At 52.4% G+C, this 18,519-nt stretch carries 17 protein-coding genes; 10 read left to right on the forward strand and 7 right to left on the reverse strand.

Going from position 1 to position 18,519, the window contains the following annotated elements; all coding sequences use genetic code 11:
* Positions 1-5: 5 nt before the first annotated feature.
* Positions 6-725: an SDR family oxidoreductase gene (locus tag ACVB80_RS09425; protein WP_481081025.1), complete on the reverse strand. Its 720-nt coding sequence runs from the start codon at positions 723-725 to the stop codon at positions 6-8.
* Between the two features lie 108 nt (positions 726-833).
* Between ACVB80_RS09425 and ACVB80_RS09430 the strand changes: the two genes are divergently transcribed.
* Positions 834-1,721 (forward strand): LysR family transcriptional regulator, encoded by an 888-nt coding sequence (locus tag ACVB80_RS09430; RefSeq protein WP_481081026.1) that lies wholly within the window; start codon positions 834-836, stop codon positions 1,719-1,721.
* A 6-nt stretch (positions 1,722-1,727) separates the two neighbouring features.
* On the opposite strand, the gene ACVB80_RS09435 is transcribed toward ACVB80_RS09430, so the two are convergent.
* Positions 1,728-2,594, reverse strand: a complete 867-nt coding sequence (locus ACVB80_RS09435; RefSeq protein WP_481081027.1) for a LysR substrate-binding domain-containing protein — start codon at positions 2,592-2,594, stop codon at positions 1,728-1,730.
* Between the two features lie 145 nt (positions 2,595-2,739).
* Between ACVB80_RS09435 and ACVB80_RS09440 the strand changes: the two genes are divergently transcribed.
* The 3 genes from ACVB80_RS09440 (at position 2,740) to ACVB80_RS09450 (ending at position 5,565) form a co-directional block, all read left to right on the forward strand.
* On the forward strand, positions 2,740-3,000 hold the full coding sequence (locus ACVB80_RS09440; RefSeq protein WP_481081028.1) for a hypothetical protein: 261 nt from the start codon (positions 2,740-2,742) through the stop codon (positions 2,998-3,000).
* Between the two features lie 157 nt (positions 3,001-3,157).
* Positions 3,158-3,781 carry a LysE family translocator gene (locus tag ACVB80_RS09445; RefSeq protein WP_481081029.1) on the forward strand — a complete coding sequence of 208 codons (624 nt, stop codon included), beginning with the start codon at positions 3,158-3,160 and terminating at the stop codon, positions 3,779-3,781.
* A 152-nt stretch (positions 3,782-3,933) separates the two neighbouring features.
* A complete protein-coding gene (locus ACVB80_RS09450) occupies positions 3,934-5,565 on the forward strand; it encodes a SulP family inorganic anion transporter (protein ID WP_481081030.1) in 1,632 nt (543 codons plus the stop codon).
* Positions 5,566-5,614: 49 nt separating this feature from the next.
* Here the strand turns inward: ACVB80_RS09450 and ACVB80_RS09455 are convergent, their stop codons facing one another.
* Positions 5,615-5,806 carry a hypothetical protein gene (locus ACVB80_RS09455; protein ID WP_481081031.1) on the reverse strand — a complete coding sequence of 64 codons (192 nt, stop codon included), beginning with the start codon at positions 5,804-5,806 and terminating at the stop codon, positions 5,615-5,617.
* 304 nt (positions 5,807-6,110) lie between these two features.
* On the opposite strand from ACVB80_RS09455, the gene ACVB80_RS09460 reads away from it, so the two are divergent.
* Complete coding sequence (locus ACVB80_RS09460; RefSeq protein WP_481081032.1) at positions 6,111-6,545, forward strand: GNAT family N-acetyltransferase; 435 nt, start codon at positions 6,111-6,113, stop codon at positions 6,543-6,545.
* A 282-nt stretch (positions 6,546-6,827) separates the two neighbouring features.
* On the forward strand, positions 6,828-7,880 hold the full coding sequence (gene aroG, locus ACVB80_RS09465; protein ID WP_481081033.1) for a 3-deoxy-7-phosphoheptulonate synthase AroG: 1,053 nt from the start codon (positions 6,828-6,830) through the stop codon (positions 7,878-7,880).
* 124 nt (positions 7,881-8,004) lie between these two features.
* Here the strand turns inward: aroG and ACVB80_RS09470 are convergent, their stop codons facing one another.
* From ACVB80_RS09470 to ACVB80_RS09480, 3 genes are all read right to left on the reverse strand, one after another.
* Complete coding sequence (locus ACVB80_RS09470; RefSeq protein WP_481081034.1) at positions 8,005-8,727, reverse strand: hypothetical protein; 723 nt, start codon at positions 8,725-8,727, stop codon at positions 8,005-8,007.
* 138 nt (positions 8,728-8,865) lie between these two features.
* Positions 8,866-9,492 carry a thioredoxin domain-containing protein gene (locus ACVB80_RS09475; RefSeq protein WP_481081035.1) on the reverse strand — a complete coding sequence of 209 codons (627 nt, stop codon included), beginning with the start codon at positions 9,490-9,492 and terminating at the stop codon, positions 8,866-8,868.
* 169 nt (positions 9,493-9,661) lie between these two features.
* A complete protein-coding gene (locus ACVB80_RS09480) occupies positions 9,662-10,123 on the reverse strand; it encodes a MarR family winged helix-turn-helix transcriptional regulator (protein ID WP_481081036.1) in 462 nt (153 codons plus the stop codon).
* A gap of 675 nt (positions 10,124-10,798) precedes the next feature.
* Here ACVB80_RS09480 and ACVB80_RS09485 point away from each other — a divergent pair.
* Positions 10,799-11,095, forward strand: coding sequence for an isoamylase early set domain-containing protein (locus tag ACVB80_RS09485; protein WP_481081037.1), 297 nt, complete (start codon positions 10,799-10,801; stop codon positions 11,093-11,095).
* A gap of 31 nt (positions 11,096-11,126) precedes the next feature.
* On the opposite strand, the gene ACVB80_RS09490 is transcribed toward ACVB80_RS09485, so the two are convergent.
* The gene (locus ACVB80_RS09490; RefSeq protein ID WP_481081038.1) at positions 11,127-12,014 is read right to left on the reverse strand and encodes a LysR family transcriptional regulator; all 888 of its coding nucleotides are present in this window, start codon (positions 12,012-12,014) and stop codon (positions 11,127-11,129) included.
* Positions 12,015-12,095: 81 nt separating this feature from the next.
* Here ACVB80_RS09490 and ACVB80_RS09495 point away from each other — a divergent pair, with 81 nt between their 5' ends.
* From ACVB80_RS09495 to ACVB80_RS09505, 3 genes are all read left to right on the forward strand, one after another.
* Positions 12,096-13,316 (forward strand): multidrug effflux MFS transporter, encoded by a 1,221-nt coding sequence (locus tag ACVB80_RS09495; protein WP_481081080.1) that lies wholly within the window; start codon positions 12,096-12,098, stop codon positions 13,314-13,316.
* A 275-nt stretch (positions 13,317-13,591) separates the two neighbouring features.
* On the forward strand, positions 13,592-15,610 hold the full coding sequence (locus tag ACVB80_RS09500; protein WP_481081081.1) for a sensor domain-containing diguanylate cyclase: 2,019 nt from the start codon (positions 13,592-13,594) through the stop codon (positions 15,608-15,610).
* Between the two features lie 99 nt (positions 15,611-15,709).
* Positions 15,710-18,505, forward strand: coding sequence for a M16 family metallopeptidase (locus tag ACVB80_RS09505; RefSeq protein ID WP_481081039.1), 2,796 nt, complete (start codon positions 15,710-15,712; stop codon positions 18,503-18,505).
* Positions 18,506-18,519: the final 14 nt, after the last annotated feature.

Below are 18,519 nucleotides of genomic sequence, written 5' to 3' on the forward strand. Positions count from 1 at the left end.
GCCGCTTATGGCTGCTGTTTAGTCGGCGCCAGGGCGATCTCACGAATGCAGACATTTTGTGGCTGCTGGTAAGCAAAGACTACGGCGCGGGCGATATCGTCCGCTGCCAGTACGCCACCCATCTGCTCCTTCCAGCTGTCGTAACCGGCTTTGATCTCGTCGCTGGTGGTGTGTGACAGCAGTTCGGTTTCCACCGCACCTGGTGCGATGGTTACAACACGTACGTTGGCGTCCGCCACTTCTTCTCGTACGTTTTCAGAAATGGCGTGAACAGCAAACTTGGTGCCGCAGTAGGCCGCGTGATCCGGGAATGTTTTGCGACCCGCGATTGAGCTGATGTTGACGATGGTGCCGCCGTTACGGGCTTTCATTCCGCCCAGTACTGCCTGCATGCCGTTCAGAAGGCCCAGCACGTTCACGTCAAACATGGTTTTCCATTCCGCCGCATCCTGAGTGTCGATCTGACCCAGCAGCATAGTGCCGGCATTGTTCACCAGCAGATCAGCCGGGCCGAACTCAGCTTCTGCTGATGCAATGGCGGCTTCAAAGGCGCCTTTTACCGTCACATCGACCTGTGCGCACAGGGTATTGGGAAGATCCAGTGCCTGCAGGCGTTCAATGCGGCGGGCAATAAGCAGCAGCGGGTGGCCAAGTTCACTGAAGTGACGGGCGATTGCTTCGCCGATACCTGAACTTGCGCCTGTAATTACGATGAGTTTTTTCATTTTTCTGCTCCTGTGTGTTGATGGCGCCAGTTTAGGCAGATTTTCATTGTTGATATATACGGCATTGAGTGAAACACTGTTGTTGTATGACAACAATAAGGATGAGAGATGGCAGCGATTCAACTGGCTGACGTAAAGGCGCTGGTGCTGGTGGCACGGCTGGGCAGTTTTACCAACGCAGCGGAAGCGATGGGAGTATCGCGCTCACATGTTTCCCGGCAGGTCTCGGCACTGGAGTCTGCAATGGGGGTGACCCTGCTGCTGCGCACCACCCGTACCCTGAAGCTGACCCCGGCCGGAGAGCAGTTCTGTGACCAGTGCGCCAGCGCGCTCGGCAGTATTGACGACGCAGTAGCACAGGCGAGAGAAGAGACCGAACAGGTGCGCGGTGAGCTCAGGATTAACTGTGTGGGCGGTTATCTGGGAGAGGAGCTGCTGGCGCCCGTGGTATGCCGCTTTATGACTCAGTACCCGGATGTTCAGGTTAGTCTGGATTTCTCCAGCCACCGGGTGGATCTGATTTCGGATGAATTTGACCTGGCGTTGCGGATGGGAGAACTCGAAGACTCAGGCTTTGTGGCCCGGCATTTGATGGATATTGATATGGTGACCCTGGCAAGTCCGGAATATGTAGCTGGTTGTGGTGTGCCGTTTGAGCACCCTTCTCAGCTTGAGCAGCACCGCTGTCTGGTTGGCAGCGTGAACCGGTGGCGGTTTATCTGTCCTGAAAGTGGCGATAAAACCGAAGTAAAAGTCTCCGGCGTGCTGCGCAGTAAAAATGGCCGGGTACTGGTGACTGGCGCAAAGCTGGGGCAGGGGATCATCCGGGTTCCCCGGCTCTATTGTCTGGCAGAAATTGATGCCGGTGAGTTGGTGGAGGTGTTCAGCGACTGGAAAATCACTTCGGTGCCTTTCTCTGCCGTCTATCACAGAGACCGGTATCAGCCGAAACGTCTGCAGGCATTTATCCGTTTCCTGCTTGATGAACTGAAATGACCGCTCTTAGTTCAGCACCCGGCGGCAGTGCTTATGAAGCCAGCGAATACGTGGGTTGTCCCGCTGGCTGCGCCGAAAAGTTGCCATGTAGCTCAGTTCCAGCCGAAGCTCCGGAGGGACCATAATTGAGCGGGTACCCGGAGGGGCATCTCTGACGGTGGTCATACTGCAGTGGTTGCTGCTCAGGATGACCTGATCCCGGATGGAGGTGAGCTCCACTTCGAGTGACGGCTGAAAATCCAGCCCATAGCTTCGTAGCCGCTCCAGCATTCGATACCGGTAGTCATTCAGGCCAGGAGTATGCAACATCACTACAGGGTAATTCACCAGCTCCTCCAGGGTCTGAGCCGGATGCTGCTGGCGCACCATAAAACCCAGTGGCCGGCTGGCTATCCGGTTTTGCTGCAGTGCCTGAGGCAGGTTCTCATCCTCAACGTGAACGGCGATATCTCCCTCCCCATCCAGCAGGCGGTTGCGGTTGGTGGGATTCCAGGATTTAAACGCGATTTTGGCATCAGGGCACTCTGCGCGAAGGTTGCGATAGAGCGGCAAACCATACAGGTCAAAAAAGTGCGGCTGGGCGAAAATGGTGACAGGGTCACTATGGGTGGCCGGGTCAAAATGTTCGTGACCTATTTGATGGCAGCATTCGAGTATGGCCTTTAAATGGTGAATGTTCTGCTGAAGAAAGCTGGTGGGTTCAAATCGGTTTCCGGAGGGGATAAACAGAGGATCTCCAAGCAGCTCTTTGGCTTTGGCCAGCGTTTTGCTGATGGCCCCTGAAGTTTTCCCCTGCGATTCGGCAACCGCTTTTACACTGCCGAGCTCATACATCTTTACCAGTACGGTAATGGTTCTGATATTCAGATTCACGCTGTTCCCCCGGGTTTGCAATATCCCGTACTGTGACCTGAAAAATGTGACATGGTTCACTTCCTGAATGGAAATCCCGTATTTCCTCGTTTCATTATGTGACCGGAGTTACATTGAGTCCGTCAGTCGAATGAGGAGACAGATTATGAAAAAGACACTTACCCTTGGTTTACTGTGTTCCGCGGTTTTCACTCTGCCAGCCATGGCAGCGCCTGTTCCGGTACCTCAGTGCGGACCGCAGGCGAGTGCGGATGAGTATTGTCAGGTCAGCGGGGAAAATCAGATCGCGTCAGAGCGTGTGGCGCTGGATGCTGCGAGCCCTGACGATGACGTCGTCGTGACCCGTTTCAGCTACGAAGCGAAAAAGCCGACTTTTGAGGAGATGCTGGAGTCATCGCGTAACTGATAAAAGCTAATACTGCTTATGTGTTAATCAGCTGCATGAACGATTGGGGGGCAATGTTCGTGCTGCTTCAAGGCTATACCTAATCCATATGTCTTGTATGGTGGGGCGGAGATAGGATATTATCCCGCCCCCTTTTTTGTTTTATAAAACCCCTTCCATGATTGATATTACCATCCTGCCGGTTTATCTGACCGCGGTTGTTGCCCTGTTGCTGTTGCCGGGACCGGATATGTTACTTATTGCCTCTTCGAGCATCAGTTACGGGCGTAAAGTCGGTGTTTTTGCCAGTCTGGGTAACGCGACGTCCGGTGTGTTGCTGACCCTGCTGGCTGCTGCCGGTGTGTCTGCGTTGATCGCGATGAGTCCGCTGGCGCTGAAAGCGCTGCACCTGCTCGGTGGTGCGTACCTGCTGAAAATGGGCTGGGATTGTCTGCGCAGCAGCGCCTCTGAAGTGCCGGAGCTGGAGCAGGCCAATAAACTGGCGGGCGCATTTTACCAGCGTGCGCTGGTGAGCAATCTGCTCAATCCGAAAGCACTGGTTTTCTTTGTGATGTTTTTGCCTCAGTTTGTTTCCGCCAATATTGAAGCGAGTTCAGGTGAGCAGATGCTGGCACTGGGTCTGCTTTTGAATGTACTGGGCCTGACGTTTAACCTGGTGTTGGTTGGCCTGGTGGGTAGTCTTGGCAGTAAGTTGCTGGAGAGCGAGACTTTCCGAACCTGGCAGCATAAGGTGATGGGCGCGGTATTTTTCGTACTGGCCATATGGATGCTTGCCAGTTGATCCTCTTAGCATGTGTATATCTGACCAGCCTTCGGGCTGGTTTTTTTTGCCCTGTATTCTTAGTCGGTGAGGATCTGGCCGGATCATAATTGTAGTTTATGATAATGGCATTATAATGCCGTTATCATGTTTTCCGTGAGGAGTGACGAATAATGCTGGCGATAATTGAAGCCAAACAAGCCGGGCTGCTGAGCAGAGCCCACTGGATGAGAAATATAGTAAGCGGGGTGATCGTTGGGGTGGTTGCGCTGCCGCTGGCGATGGCCTTCGCGATTGCATCAGGGGTAAAACCGGAGCAGGGGATCTACACCTCGATCATCGCCGGGATCTGTGTGTCCCTGTTTGGTGGCAGCCGGGTACAGATCGCCGGTCCGACCGGCGCATTCATAGTGGTGCTCTCCGGGATCACGGCTAAGTACGGCTTTGAAGGCCTGCAGATCGCCACGCTGATGGCGGGGGTAATTTTGCTGCTGTTTGGCCTTGCGAAGATGGGCAGTATCATCAAATTTATTCCGGCACCAGTGATAGTGGGCTTTACGGCAGGTATTGGTGTGATCATCTTTGTTGGCCAGTGGCCGGACTTCTTTGGTCTGCCTCCGGTTAGCGGTGAACACTTTCATCAGAAGCTGGCGATGCTGATAAGCAGTTTTCCGCAGTTTCATCTGACCACCACATTGCTGGCATCCCTGTCGCTGGCGCTGGTACTGTTTGGTCCAAAGGTACCGGGTCTGCACCGCATTCCAGGCCCGTTGCTGGCACTGGTGTGCGTTACCCTGCTTCAGTATCTGTTTCAGTTTGATGGTGTGCGTACCATTGGCAGTGCGTTTGGTGGTATTCCTCAGGGATTGCCGGAATTTCACCTGCCGGAGCTCAGTTGGGAGAAGGTGATAGAACTGACAGGCCCGGCATTTACGATTGCCATGCTGGGGGCGATTGAATCCCTGCTCTCTGCTGTGGTGGCTGATGGTATGGCCGGTACCCGGCATAACTCCAACCAGGAGTTGGTGGGCCAGGGGCTGGCGAACATCGCTGCACCTCTGTTTGGTGGTTTTGCGGCGACCGGTGCGATTGCCCGTACCGCAACCAATATCCGTAATGGCGGTAATGCGCCGGTTGCCGGTGTGATCCACTCGCTGGTGCTGGTTGCTATTTTGCTTTTGCTGGCGCCTTTGGCGGTGCATATTCCACTGGCAGCCCTGGCGGCGATTTTGTTTGTGGTGGCGTGGAACATGAGTGAGGCGCGCCACTTTGTCGCTATGGTAAAACGCGCACCACGGGCTGACGTTGCGATACTGCTGATCACCTTTACCCTGACGGTATTTGCAGACCTTGTTGTGGCGGTCAATATCGGTGTGATCCTGGCAACCCTGCATTTTCTTCGCCGGATGGCCTCCAGTGTTGAGGTTAACCAGGCCAGCCACAAAGAGCTGGTAGAAGAGTTTGCCCATAAGGGACTGGATGATCTGCCGGCAGACGTGCTGGTGTTTGCCGTGGACGGGCCGTTTTTCTTTGCCGCGGTAGAGAATTTTGAGCAGGCGCTGGCATCTACTCATACCGAACCCAAAACGCTGATCATTCGTCTGCGCTGGGTACCATTTATTGATATTACCGGCCTGCAGGCGCTGGAAGATGTGGTAAGGGCTCAGCAGTCTCAGGGCGTGAGGGTGATGCTTTCCGGTGCTAATCAAAGGGTGGAAAGCAAGCTGCGTAAAGCGGGGATTATTTCACTGGTTGGTGAAGCGAACCACTTTGCAGACGTTGAACTGGCACTCAGGGCGCTGTAACAGGTTCAGTTGTTACAAGAAAAAGCCAGACGGTGACGTCTGGCTTTTTTTATGATTTTACTTTTGGATTGTGGGTCGTTCCTTCATCCAGATAGCTCACATCGTGCTTCTCAAGATAATCACGGATTAGTTGGCGTACGACCTGAGAAGGGGTGAGATCCTGTGAATTACACAGGGATTCAAACGCCTGCTTCTTGCGCGGATCGATGAGTACGGTCAGACGGGCACTTTTGGTTTCCATGTAACAGCCTGTTAGTGGTGATAATTCAATTATCATCAAATTAACATGATTGAGACCGGGCAACAACTCTGAGCACAGGGGGCATGCCTGCGGGACATTACGCGGCAGCCGGGCAGGGCATCAGCGCTTTCTGGTGTTTTCGGAGCATTAACCCGTGTCTCCGTCCGGGATCGGCTTTCTCCTGCGCAGATTAATCTGAACCTGCTCATAAAGAGGTAGGCTCCGGGGTAACTGCTATAGTTAAGTTAGCAACAACGTCAGTGGCTGGGCGGGTAGCGGCGTTATTCAGACACAGGAGTCCATTATGGACATCGTCGAACTTAGCTGGAAAGAGACCATTCCGGTACGTCTTGAGGTGCTTTGGCCCGGGATGCCGGAAGATTTTTGTTACGTGGTGGGGGATGAGCTGGCCTCTCACTACGGCGTGCGTGTGCAAGGGGAGCTGGTTGCGGTGATCTCGGTTTTTATTGATGAAGAAGAGAGCATTGCAAGGGTGCGCAAGTTTGCCACCCGGATAGAGCACCGTCACTGTGGTTACGGTTCCGCCCTGATGAACCATGTTATCGCTGAACTCAGGCGGCGTCATATCCGCACGCTTTGGTGTATCTCCCGCGCCAGTACCTATGAATATTATGAGCAGTTTGGCCTGCATAAAGACGGTGACCCTTATGTCCGCTGCGGCGTGACTTTTTGTCGTATGAGTGCCGATTTGGGTGTGGAGAATAAGCTCTCCGCCTGATTTTGTTTCTGTTATCGTCCTGTATACCCGCGCCATCCGGTCGCGGGTTTTTTATTATTATCTCCCCGTCGGGCTCCGGCAGCTATGGTGGTTTAATGCCAGAATTTCCTGCTTAACTGGTCTGACTGGAGGTCTTTTAATAAAAATAACTGACAAAAAATCAATTTTTATCGGAAATAGTGATTGAAGTTCTATTTTTGAACCGTTAGGTTAAAAGAACACGCTGCACCGTAACAATAGTAAAACCAGGTGCTTTAAGGGAATAAACAGGAAGACCAGAGTATGTATCAAACTGATGACGTTCGGATTAACAGAGTTAAAGAGTTGTTGCCACCGGTAGCGGTACTGGAGAAGTACCCGACCACAGAAACGGCATCATCAACCACGTTTGAAGCCCGTCAGGCCATTCACAACATTCTGCAGGACAAAGATGACCGCCTGCTGGTTATCGTTGGCCCGTGTTCAATCCATGATCCGGACGCGGCACTGGAGTACGGCAAGAAGCTGAAAGTACTGCGCGATGAGTTGGGTGATCAGCTGGAGATCGTGATGCGGGTTTACTTTGAGAAACCTCGTACCACGGTGGGCTGGAAAGGTCTTATCAATGACCCGTATCTGAACGACACGTTTAAGCTGAACGATGGTCTGCGTATTGGCCGCAAGCTGCTGCTGGACCTGACCGATATGGGCCTGCCAACCGCAAGTGAGTTCCTGGATATGATCACTCCGCAGTATGTGGCGGACCTAATCAGCTGGGGCGCGATTGGAGCGCGTACTACTGAATCTCAGGTGCACCGTGAACTGGCTTCCGGCCTGTCATGCCCAGTAGGCTTTAAAAATGGTACTGACGGCAATATTAAGATCGCCACTGATGCGATCCGCAGTGCCAGTGCGTCACACCACTTCCTGTCGGTGACCAAGTACGGTCACTCAGCGATTGTGGAAACGGCCGGTAACCCGGACTGTCACATCATCCTGCGCGGCGGTAAAGAGCCTAACTACAGCGCAGAGCATGTAGCGCGTATTAAAGATGAACTGGCGACTTCTGGTCTGTCGCAAAAAGTGATGGTCGATTTCAGCCACGCAAACAGCTCCAAGCAGTACAAGCGCCAGATGGTGGTGGGTGAAGATGTTGCCGGGCAGCTGGCAGCCGGTGAGAATGCGATTTTCGGTGTAATGATCGAATCTCACCTGGAAGAAGGCCGCCAGGATCTGGTTGACGGTAAAGCGCCGGTTTACGGCCAGTCTATTACCGATGCCTGCATCGGCTGGGATGACACTGAGCAGCTGCTGCGCCAGCTGGCAGAAGCGGTTCAGGCGCGCCGTAACGCGTAATCAAAGTAACAGATATATTAAGGGCGGCCATCAGGCCGCCCTTATTGTTTATTATTATTTTTAAAAGCCGGGGGCACCTTGCCAGGCACTACTCTGTAATCCGAAAAAGGCAGTAGAACGGATATCAGAAGTAGTAAGAGACACCTGCTTTGATTTGCTTGTCGTCGTCCAGAGATGCGCCATTGATTGTTGTTTTGGTGTAACCCAGTTTGATGTCACCCCACCATTTGCCGTTTTCGGCAAGAGGCTGACCGTATGAGATCTCCAGTTTTTTAACGTCTACTTTTTCAGTTTTGGTGTACTGAGGCTGGATCATCATGTATTTGCCAAACTCATCCAGGTAGATGGAAGCAAACAGGTTCGCCTGGTAGCCTTTCTCTTTCTCAATGGAAGAAGGCAGGCCAACAGGAGACAGCTCCACATACGCCAGGTTCGGGAACAGCGCCAGCCAGTCCTGACCGGTTTCTACTTTGGCGATCAGACCAATTGCGGTGGTATCCAGACCTGTATCCTGGTGGGTCTTGATGTAATCAACCGACGCACCAATCTTAGAGATAAAGCCCCAGTCTACGTTCTGAACACCGAACAGGCGCGCACGGCTGTTGTCGTTCTTGTCGTTTTCACCACGGTCGTAAGTGCGGGTGTGCTCCAGCAGGCCGAGGTAAGAGAAATCTTCACTCAGGTTACCTGCGATACCACCGGTCAGGGTGTAGTCTTTGTTGCCCGCCTGCGCCCACAGGAAAGTGTTGGTTGCGGTCAGATCCGCCGGGTCAGGCTGCTTTTCTTCTGCCATTACGGCGCCTGGCAGTACGCTCAGTGCGGCAGCAAACAGTAGTGCTTTTTTCATTGCTTTAATCTCATACAGGTTATGCTGAACACAATATACACGAAAAAGGTTTGCCTTCAAATCTTTATTCGGGGTGATGAGAGGAAACTTCTCATAATTTGATGAAATTCACATTTGCATATAGCGGCGTATGCCGTTTTATGCCTGTTCGCTGAGATTCTTATTGGTCAGATCTTTGACTAAGTCTTTGTATTCATTGAATGAGCTTACACGCTTTGGCATCATGTGGTACTGATTGCCAATGATCACTGCCGGTACTGCATTGATCTGAAGAGCCTGGCTTTGGCTGAGATAGTGTTTAACAAGTTGGGTAGTCTGAGCAGAATGATAGGCTTTTTGAAACTCGATAGGTTCGATGTCAAGTTCGGTGGCGACCAGACCAGACAGGCTGCTCAGGGAGGCCGGCACATCACCTGAACGCAGGTGTTTAAACAGGGCTTTGGTGTATTTCAGGGTTAAATTGTATTGTTCTGCAACAGCCAGACCACGGGCATAGAGCAGATCGAGTTGATCATTGGGGCTGAACACCGGCACTTTGATTAAAGAGACACCTTCAGGCAGCTGGCCGGCAACTTCGGCATATGTTTCATCCAGTGCCGCGCAGTGACCGCAACGGAAGCTGAAGTAGACGTACACATTCTGGTCACGGGCGAGCTGACTGGTAACGACCTGGTAATCCGTCCCTTCCTGAAGTTCTATGGCTGAGGTGAGCGGGCTGGTGCTTACCGCGCAGATGGTAAGCAGTGTGGTGATAAATCGTTTCATGTCTGACGTCCTGGGTTAATTGAGCTCTGCTCTTATAATTTAAAGGGGGTGCTTTTACAGCGGTCGATTCTAAGTGCGGGAGCGTATGTCGTCAAATTATACAGATTAGGGATTCCAGGGCGTAAAAAAAGCCGCCTCAGAGGGCGGCCTTGTATCATTCTGATTCCGATCAGTATTCGAATACTTTCGGGTTGTAGTGCATTACCATGCCTTTCATTGCATCGTAGATGATCTTCTGGTGCTCTTCGCTGACGTGCGAGACGGCGTTTTGAAGTTCCTGGTTGATGATCACAGAAAGCTCATCATGGATTTTCTTACCTTTCAGGGTCAGGAAAATCTTCTTGGCATTCTTGTGGGTTGGATCCGGCGTTGAAGCGATGTATTCATTTTTCTCTGCATGGCGGATCAGGCTGGTCATAGTGCCTTTACTGCGTTGCAGACGTTCAGCCAGTACACTCGGGCGAAGACCGTCTTCCCAGTCCAGCTCCATCAGTACCAGTAATTGTTCTACATTGATCTCTTTGTAACGCTTTTGGATTTCCAGCTGAATGCGGTTCTGCATCTGGCGGGTAGCAATCCAGCTGATCCCTGCGGTAGTTTCGTATGGCTTAAGAGGTTTATTTTCGGCCACGGTATCATTCCTCGACGTATTCATAATGCTTATAGCGACATAATAAACGCAACAAGGTTCGAAGTGGAAGTTGTTTTCCGGGTTTTTTGAACTGGCTCCAATGCGGGCTTAAATATGTTTACTATTAAATGTTTTGGCTTTTTTTTGTGAGCTCAGGATTTGGGGGTGAATAAGTAATGGATTATATAATATTAATCAATAAGTAAGAGTTGGCTGGCTTTAGTTTTGCAGAATGCTCAGGCAGCGGTGAATCAAAGTAAGTGTGTTATGGTTTTATGACGCTCAATTGAAAAAAAAGTTTCCCTGCTGCTCACACAAACGCCGGATTTTGTCCCTTTGTTTGATTTTCGAGCCTGAAACTAAAGACTCATTTCGTTTCCGGAAGTGGTGGGGCCGTGCACACCGCTGTTTATCGGGATGGTGTACCAATAACACATTCCTGACGCAAGTGCAGGAGTTTGCATCTGTGAGATTTGACTCAAGTCCTGATTTTTCAAGCTGTTTTTCCCGGCTTCCTTGCGGGCTCGCCGTTATGCACTACTATCTTAGATGGTGGTTCGACCTTTTGACTCACAGTGCGACAAAGATCGCCTTTTTCTTGCCTTATGCACATGGTTGAGTTACAAAGTAAAGATGATGTTGAGTAAGTGAAAACAAACCAAATTGGAGTTGGCTGTGATTAATAAACGCTTTTTTAAGACTAAAGATGAAGTAGAAGTGACTTTCGCACTGGAAGCGAACGGGGCAGGTTCTGTTTCACTTGTCGCAGATTTTCTGAACTGGCAGGAAGAGCCAATGAAGAAAAACAAAAAGGACAAAGTGTTCAAGTACAAAACCCGCTTGCCTAAAGGTCAGGAATTTCAGTTCCGTTACCTGGTAGACGGACAAGAATGGGTTAATGATGCCCAGGCTGATCGCTATGTGCCGAACACTTTTGGCCAGGACAACGCTCTGCTTTCAACTGCTGAGTAACTGAGTCCGGTGAATTGTGGAAACCGGCCGGTTAAGGCCGGTTTTCGCGATCCAGCTTTTCCTTAATATAATCGAGAAATAACCGCGTCCGGGTGTGCTGGTAGTCCAGTTTGGGATAATAGGCATACACCGTCATAGGCTCAGCTGACTCATTTGGCAGGATCTGGATCAGATCTCCACTGTCGAGCATATCTTTTACCATCATCGTATCTGTGATCAGGATGCCCATTCCTGCTTTTGCCGCATAAAACAGTGCTTCCGGGTTGGTGGTCACAAAGTTACCGCCGAGGGTAATCCTTCGTCCATCCTTCAGAACCACATCCCGTTGCAGTTGCTCTCCCCATACCAGCATGTTGTGATTTTTCAGAGAGTTTACATCTGCCGGAATGCCATGGCTTTGCAGATAAGCCGGGGCTGCAAAAAAGCGCGCGGTATGGGTAAACAGCGGTGTTGCCCGGTAGCTGAGCGAGTTCATTTGCTCCAGTTCGCGGCTGATGAACAGGTCCAGGCTGGTTTTGGGGATTTGTCCGGGCGCTGTGGTGATCAGCTGCACTTTAATTTGCGGATAGCGTTGCAGGAAGTCATCCAGGTAGCGGACCAGGAATTTGGAACCGACCGAGAGGGTGGCCCCGATACTGAGTACACCAGCCGGTGTCTGGCTGATTGATCGGGTTTCATCGAGCACAGACTGCCACTGGTCGAGCTGAATTTTGGAGCGCTCATAGAACAGCGCACCAGCTTCGGTCAGGGTGATTGAGCGGGTAGTTCGCTTGAGCAGTTGAGTACCAATCCGCTCTTCGAGCCAATGGATGCGTTTGCTGATCGCTGAACTGGTGGTGTGCATTCTGCGCGCTGCACCGGCAAAACTGCCTTCATCCACCACCCGGATGTAGCTGCGGATCCCTTCAATCCAGTCCATCTTTACACCTCTATTAGTTCCTGTCTGGAACTAATGTATTTCCAATGCGGTGGATTATCAATTGATGAGACGCAAATTAAACTGTGTAGTATGAATATGACTTCCTTCTCGAAATTACCTTTACTGCTCGCCATGCTGGTTATTGCAACCGGTCAGGTGGGTGTGAGCATTTACTTACCATCGCTTCCGCTTTTAAGTGCTGAACTTGGCGTAGACGCCGGGGCTGCGCAGTGGATCGTCACCGGCTACCTGGTGAGTCTTGGGATCTCTCAGCTGTTTTATGGTCCGCTGGCGGATGCCATCGGACGCCGTCCGGTATTTATCCTGGGTCAGGGGATCTATCTCGCCGGGACCCTGCTGTGTGTGGTGTTTGGTCACAGTTTCAGCATGCTGGTACTGGGGCGTCTGTTGCAGGGATTCGGTGCCGGCAGCGCATCGGTCATAGGCAGCAGCATACTGCGTGATTCCTACAGTGGCCGGTATCTGGCCAAAGCGCTGTCCTATCTGTCAGTGATGGCTTCAGTGATGCCGATGATCGCTCCGGTACTGGGGGGCTGGTTGAGCTGGCATTTTGGCTGGCACTCAGTGTTTGTGTTTGTGTTTGTCTATGTTGGTGCCATTTATTTGGTTGGACTGCTGATCCTGCCAGAGACTCTGCCATACAGCCGCAGTAAAGCGTCGCCGTTTAAGGCGCTCTGCAGCTATTCTGAGCTTTTGCGTAACCCTCAGGTGATCACCAGTGCGGCTTACAGCTGGCTGAATTTTCTGATGATCATGGTCGCTCTTTCGCTGATGCCATACCTGCTTCAGCAGCAGCTGGGGGTCAGTGCGTCCGATTACGGGCTGATTATGGTACTGCCGTCGTGTGGCCTGATGCTTGGCAGCCTGTGCCAGAACTTCGTCAGCCGTTACCTTGGCAGTTATCAGATCCTGGCCGGTGCGCTCAGCCTGTCGTGTTTGTCCGGTCTCTGGCTGTTGTGGGGTGGTATGGATCTGGTGACTCTGGTGGGGGCTGTTGGCCTGCTGGCACTGGCACACGGCTTTATTTTCCCGGTGGCACAGAACCTGCTCCTCGCACCTCACAGGGAGAGGGCCGGTACGGTTACCGCATTGTCCGGCGCGATTCAGATGTGTGTTACCGGTGTGGGCGGCAGCTGGCTGGCGCATTGGGTAACCAGCAAGGAATCGATGGGCATTTTCTTTTTGGTGATGAATGTCATCATGTTTGCCCTGCTGGTTTACCGGGTGATTAACAGGCACAGATTTGCTGTGCTGGATGAGCTGTCAGTGAAAGCATTGTGATCCTGGTTCAAAACATGCTTCACATCGCGAAATAAAGCATTGAACCCCTGAAAAATGCGGCTTGGTTATCAGTCGCATGTCCGCTGTGTTGCATAAAAAACCACCGTTTTATACCTTTTTCTTGTTGGCTTATTCAATCCGATTAAAAAAGTGCCCGGGGTATAAGAAGAGTGCAAAAAACGCAATTAGTATCGTGTGTATCGTCAGCACGCGACATTAAGGTGGTCGCAGATGCGGTGTTTGAGTATCTGGGGGAGAAATCGAGACCCCGGGCGATGTATTTTATTTCTGATCCCCTGCTTAATCCCGGGGCTAACCCTCTTTATGCCTGTGGTGACTATACCCCGGTCATTAATTTCCCTGCCTCCTTCTGGACCTGGGCTTCTCAGTTCGATACTGCTGATAACCTGATCCCGCTTGAAATCAATACCTGCTCCTGGAACTACCGCGAAGCACTGGGTGGTGACTGCTACATCATGATGTTTGACAACCATCCTGAGTGGCGTACCTACCTGTTTATTGAAGCGGTCGACCCTAAGATGGGCCCTGACAGCGTCTACCAGCACGACCTGGATGTGATGCACTTCGTTGCCTCCCGCTGGCAGTGTTTGCGGGCTGAGCGCAATGCGGCGCTGGAGTTTAAAAACCGCGACGTCCGCGAGGCAAAATACCTGGATCAGATCCGTCAGCGGGAACAGTTCATTGAAAAACTCAAGCTGGTGCAACAGGTAGCGGTTGAGCTGTCCAATCCCAATGCGCTGGATGATCTCTACCTGGGGATCGTTGAAGCGATGCGTGACCAGCTGGGCTTTGATCGCAGTGTCTTTATGTTGCTTGATTTTAAAAAGCGCTGTTTTACCGGCACTTACGGTACAGATGAGTCCGGCAATACCATTTCAGAACATCATACTGCCTACGATATTCATCAGCTCGAAAGTCGCTATATCGATGCGCTGTATAATCCGGATGAAAATCTGGTGATCATCGATGAAGCACCGCTCTACTCGGCGGGTAATGTGATTGGTCAGGGCTGGAATGGCATGCTGATCCTGCGTGATGAAAAAGACCCGGTGGGCTGGGTCGCGTTTGACAACTTTATTCATCGTGAGCCGATCAGCGATTATGAGTGCGAAATCCTCAAATCATTCGGCTCGCTGCTGTCCCAGATCTATATCCGCAAGCGTCAGGAGCAGAATATGCGCCTGCTTCATTCCTGCATGGTTGAGCTGTCGCGCTGTACCACAGTCCGGGACGTCTGCCGCTCTGCGGTCTCTTTTGCGATTGAACGCCTTGGTATCGACCGGATGGCGGTGTTTCTCACCGACTCTGAGCTGACCTTTATGGAGGGCACCTGGGGGACAGACATCCAGGGTAAAGTGGTCGATGAAAGCTATTACCGCAATCCGATTCAGTTTGACCGCCCGCTGGTACGCAATGCCATCGAGCAGCCCAATGAGCTTTCATTCGAAGAGTCAGTACCTATCTATCATGACCGGCGCATCGTCGGGTTTGGCTGGACCGGGATGATCATGCTTAAAAGCAATACCGAAGGTCCGATAGCGTTTATTGCCGCAGATAACCTGCTTTCCCGCCGTCCGATGACCTCTCAGCTTCAGGAGCTGCTGCTGATGTTTGCTTCTAACCTTGCTGAAGTGCTGCAACGCACTAAAGCTCAGGAAGGGATTCGTACCCTCAATGAGACGCTTGAGCAACAGGTTGCCAGCCGCACTGCTGAGCTGGAAGAAGCTAACCGTAAGCTGGAACTGTTGTCTGTTATCGATCCACTCACCCGTCTTGGCAACCGGCGTCAGCTGGAGAAACGTCTTGAGATGCTGGGCGCGATCAGCAGCGATCAGCCGGTGGGCTTTGGTCTTATCCTGCTCGATATCGACCTGTTTGGCCGCTACAACAATCACTACGGTCACCTTGAAGGGGACATTGCCCTCATCCGGCTGGCCAATATTCTCGATCAGTTCTGTACCTCCGGCGACGAGATGTTCTGCCGTATTGGCGGTGAAGAGTTTGCCCTGATCCTGTCTCATACCACAGAGGAGAAAGCGGCTGCGCTTGCTGAAGCGATCCGGGCTGCGATTGAAGCCGAGGGCATCGAACACAGGCACAGTGACGCTGCTCAGGTGCTGACGGTTTCGGTTGGCTATGCGGTAACTCCGGTGTTACCGGAATCCTTCTGTTTCGATGAGCTCTATATCCAGGCGGATGAGGCTTTGTATCAGGCAAAAGAAAAAGGACGAAATCAGATAGCCGGTTATCAGTCGGTTGAGCTAACCTGTTAATTAATAAGTAAATACTGATGTAACTCCGATTGGATCTTGTCGGTCAGGGGTGGTATAAGTGAGACTTATTTCTCCCTCAGGGAATGATTGGAAAATTATATGATCAAGATTTATCCCCCGCCGCGGGCCGGACTTGTGCTGGCTTCGCTATCCCTTACGGTTACCCTCAGTGGCTGTCAGACTACCCCGGATATTCAGGCCGACAGCCGCTGGCAACAGGGCCAGCTGGATAATGGCCTGACCTATCATCTGTACCATAAAGCCGGACAGCCGCTTGAAATCAGAATGCTGGTGCACGCCGGCGCCCTTCAGGAAACCGAAAAGCAGTATGGTTACGCGCACTTCCTTGAGCACATGGCGTTCAATGGTACCCGCAACTTTGAAGGGACGGAGATTGTCTCTACGTTCGAGCAGCAGGGGATGAGTTTCGGTGCGGACCTCAATGCCTTTACTTCGCACGAAGTAACCAGCTACAGCCTCTCCCTGCCGGAGAGCGCCAGCCTGGAAACTGCCCTGACCTGGCTTCGGGATGTGGGTGACGGGATTGCCTTTAACCTGACTGAGATTGAAAAGGAAAAAGGGGTAGTACTCGGTGAGCAACGGGTAGGAGAGTCCAATGAGCCTTCGGTTAATGCCCAGGCCTTTGATATTGCCCTTGGCGACTCTGTTTACCTGACTTATAAGGTGCTTGGTAACCAGCAGAGTATCGAACAGATGAATCCGGATGAACTCCGGGCATTCTATCAGACCTGGTACCGGCCAAATAACACTGAGCTGGTAGTAGTGGGGGATTTTAACCACGATAAGATGGCCGCGCAGATCCGCCAGCACTTCGCCGGCTGGCAGTCAGCTGCGCTGCCGGAAAAAGTGACCGTACCACCAGTCAAAGTGTGGAATGATGGTCCACTGCTGCTTGATACGCCGCAGGGAGGCGAGAGCAGTACCGCGGTGTTCTATCATCTGCGTACCCTGGACAGGCATGACCTTGACACTCAGCGCCAGGGCATGTGGATAAACCTGGTCAATACCCTGATCTCTAATCGCCTTCAGTCCCGTGCCTTTGAGCTGGACATACCGGTTAACAGCATTGCTGCAGACTTCTACACTGTCTACGAGCAGCAGTACGGCGTGGTATACAGTGACTTCATTGAGCAGGACCGGGAGAAGGTACAGCCGTTTCTGGCCGCCGAGCTGGCCAGTATCCGCGACCATGGATTTACCCGCTCAGAGCTGAAAACGGCCCTGTCCGGTTTTATCAGTGAGCGCGATGATATCGACCTTGCGGAAACCAACACCACTTCACGCTCGATCGCCAATTACCGGATTAATACCCTGATTGATGACGAGCCTTACCAGGCGATTGCTGATTATCACCGTAACCTGAGCACGTTTATCGACAACGTGTCACTGGAGAAAGCCAGTCAGATAGCGGGCGAATGGCTGGGGAGCAAGCCACGCAAAATGGTCTACGCCATGCCGGGGAGCAAAGGGCTGGACAGGGAGAAACGCACCCTTAAGCTGTGGGACCTGAACCTGCCATTCGTGCGTGCCTTTGAAGCGCCGGGTCAGAGTGTACTGGTCACTAATACCCCGGAAGGCTTTGTCGCTCCGGCGCGAAAGGGCGAGTTGGTTGAGTCGCAGCAGCTGAGCGGTGGGGTACACCACTGGACACTGGATAACGGTGTTCAGGCCTGGTTCCTGCCGTTTGAGAAAGCTGAAAACGACGTCTATCTGGCGTACGTTGCCCGTGGCGGGATCAAATCGCTCGATGCGGAGGATAACCCGGCAGCGCAGATTTCCGGAGAGGTATTTACCCGCAGTGGGCTGGGTGAGTTTGATGCGGTGGAGCTGGACCGTTACCTGAAAGAGCATAATGTCGCGCTCTATCCGGTGCTCATCTCCGGCTCACATGGAATTGAGCTGACGGCCAGCCGTAAGTCACTGCCGGAGGCATTCGCGGCGTTGTACACCGCAGCCACTTCGTTGAAGGTCAGTTCCCGTCAGCTGGAACTGGTTAAAGAGTCGAGCGTGTCCAATGCCCGTCAGGCACTGGAATCTCCGTACACACGTATGACAGTGGCGAGCCGTCAGGCGTTGTATAACGCAGACAGCTATTACCAGTGGGCCGGGCCTGAGCAGACTGAGCAGGTCACGGCGGAGCAGCTTGATGCCATCTATCAGCAGTTGTTCCGGGAGAAAAATGACTTCCACCTGGTAGTGGTTGGCAATATAGAGCCGCAGGAGCTGGAGCCATATCTGCGCGACTATGTCGCCAGTATTGATTACCTGCCGCGACAGCAGCACCAGCCTCAGCTGGGTGCGGTGAACGCGGAGGTGAGTGATCTGCGGATGGAAACCTCCAACGAGAACCATGTCCTGCTCAGCCAGCTGTATGTCAGCGGTTACCAGCCAAAAACGGCCCGGGAGCTGCTTGAGGTTAATCTGGTCCAGCACATTCTTAACAGCCGTTACCGGAATGTGCTGCGTGAGGAACACGGCCTGGATTACACCCCGCAACTGGGGGTGGTGACTGAAGACGGAGCGGACCTGTCAGCGGTTGCGATCAGCCTGACGCTGGATCAGAAAGACGTGGAGCGTGCGAAGAAGGCGCTTGAAGAGGTAAGGCAGTCACTGGAGAAAGGTTTCAGCCAGAAGGAACTGGATACGGCCAAAACTCAGTTGATCGCGGATCTGAAAAACATGCGTGATTATCCTGCCCAGCAGCTTGGCTGGCTGATGCGGTCCAGCCTTTACGGCTATGACCATACCGCGCTGGAAAATCCGCAGCCATATATGGACCAGATTGGTACCGGTGAACTGCAGCAAGTCTATCAGGCGTTGTGCGGCAGTGATGCCACGCCGTTTACCGCAGAGTTGTGGCCGAAGAAGTCATAACCCTGAGCGGAAAC

It is taken from the genome of Vibrio sp. 9-16B-A1 (genome assembly GCF_056726165.1).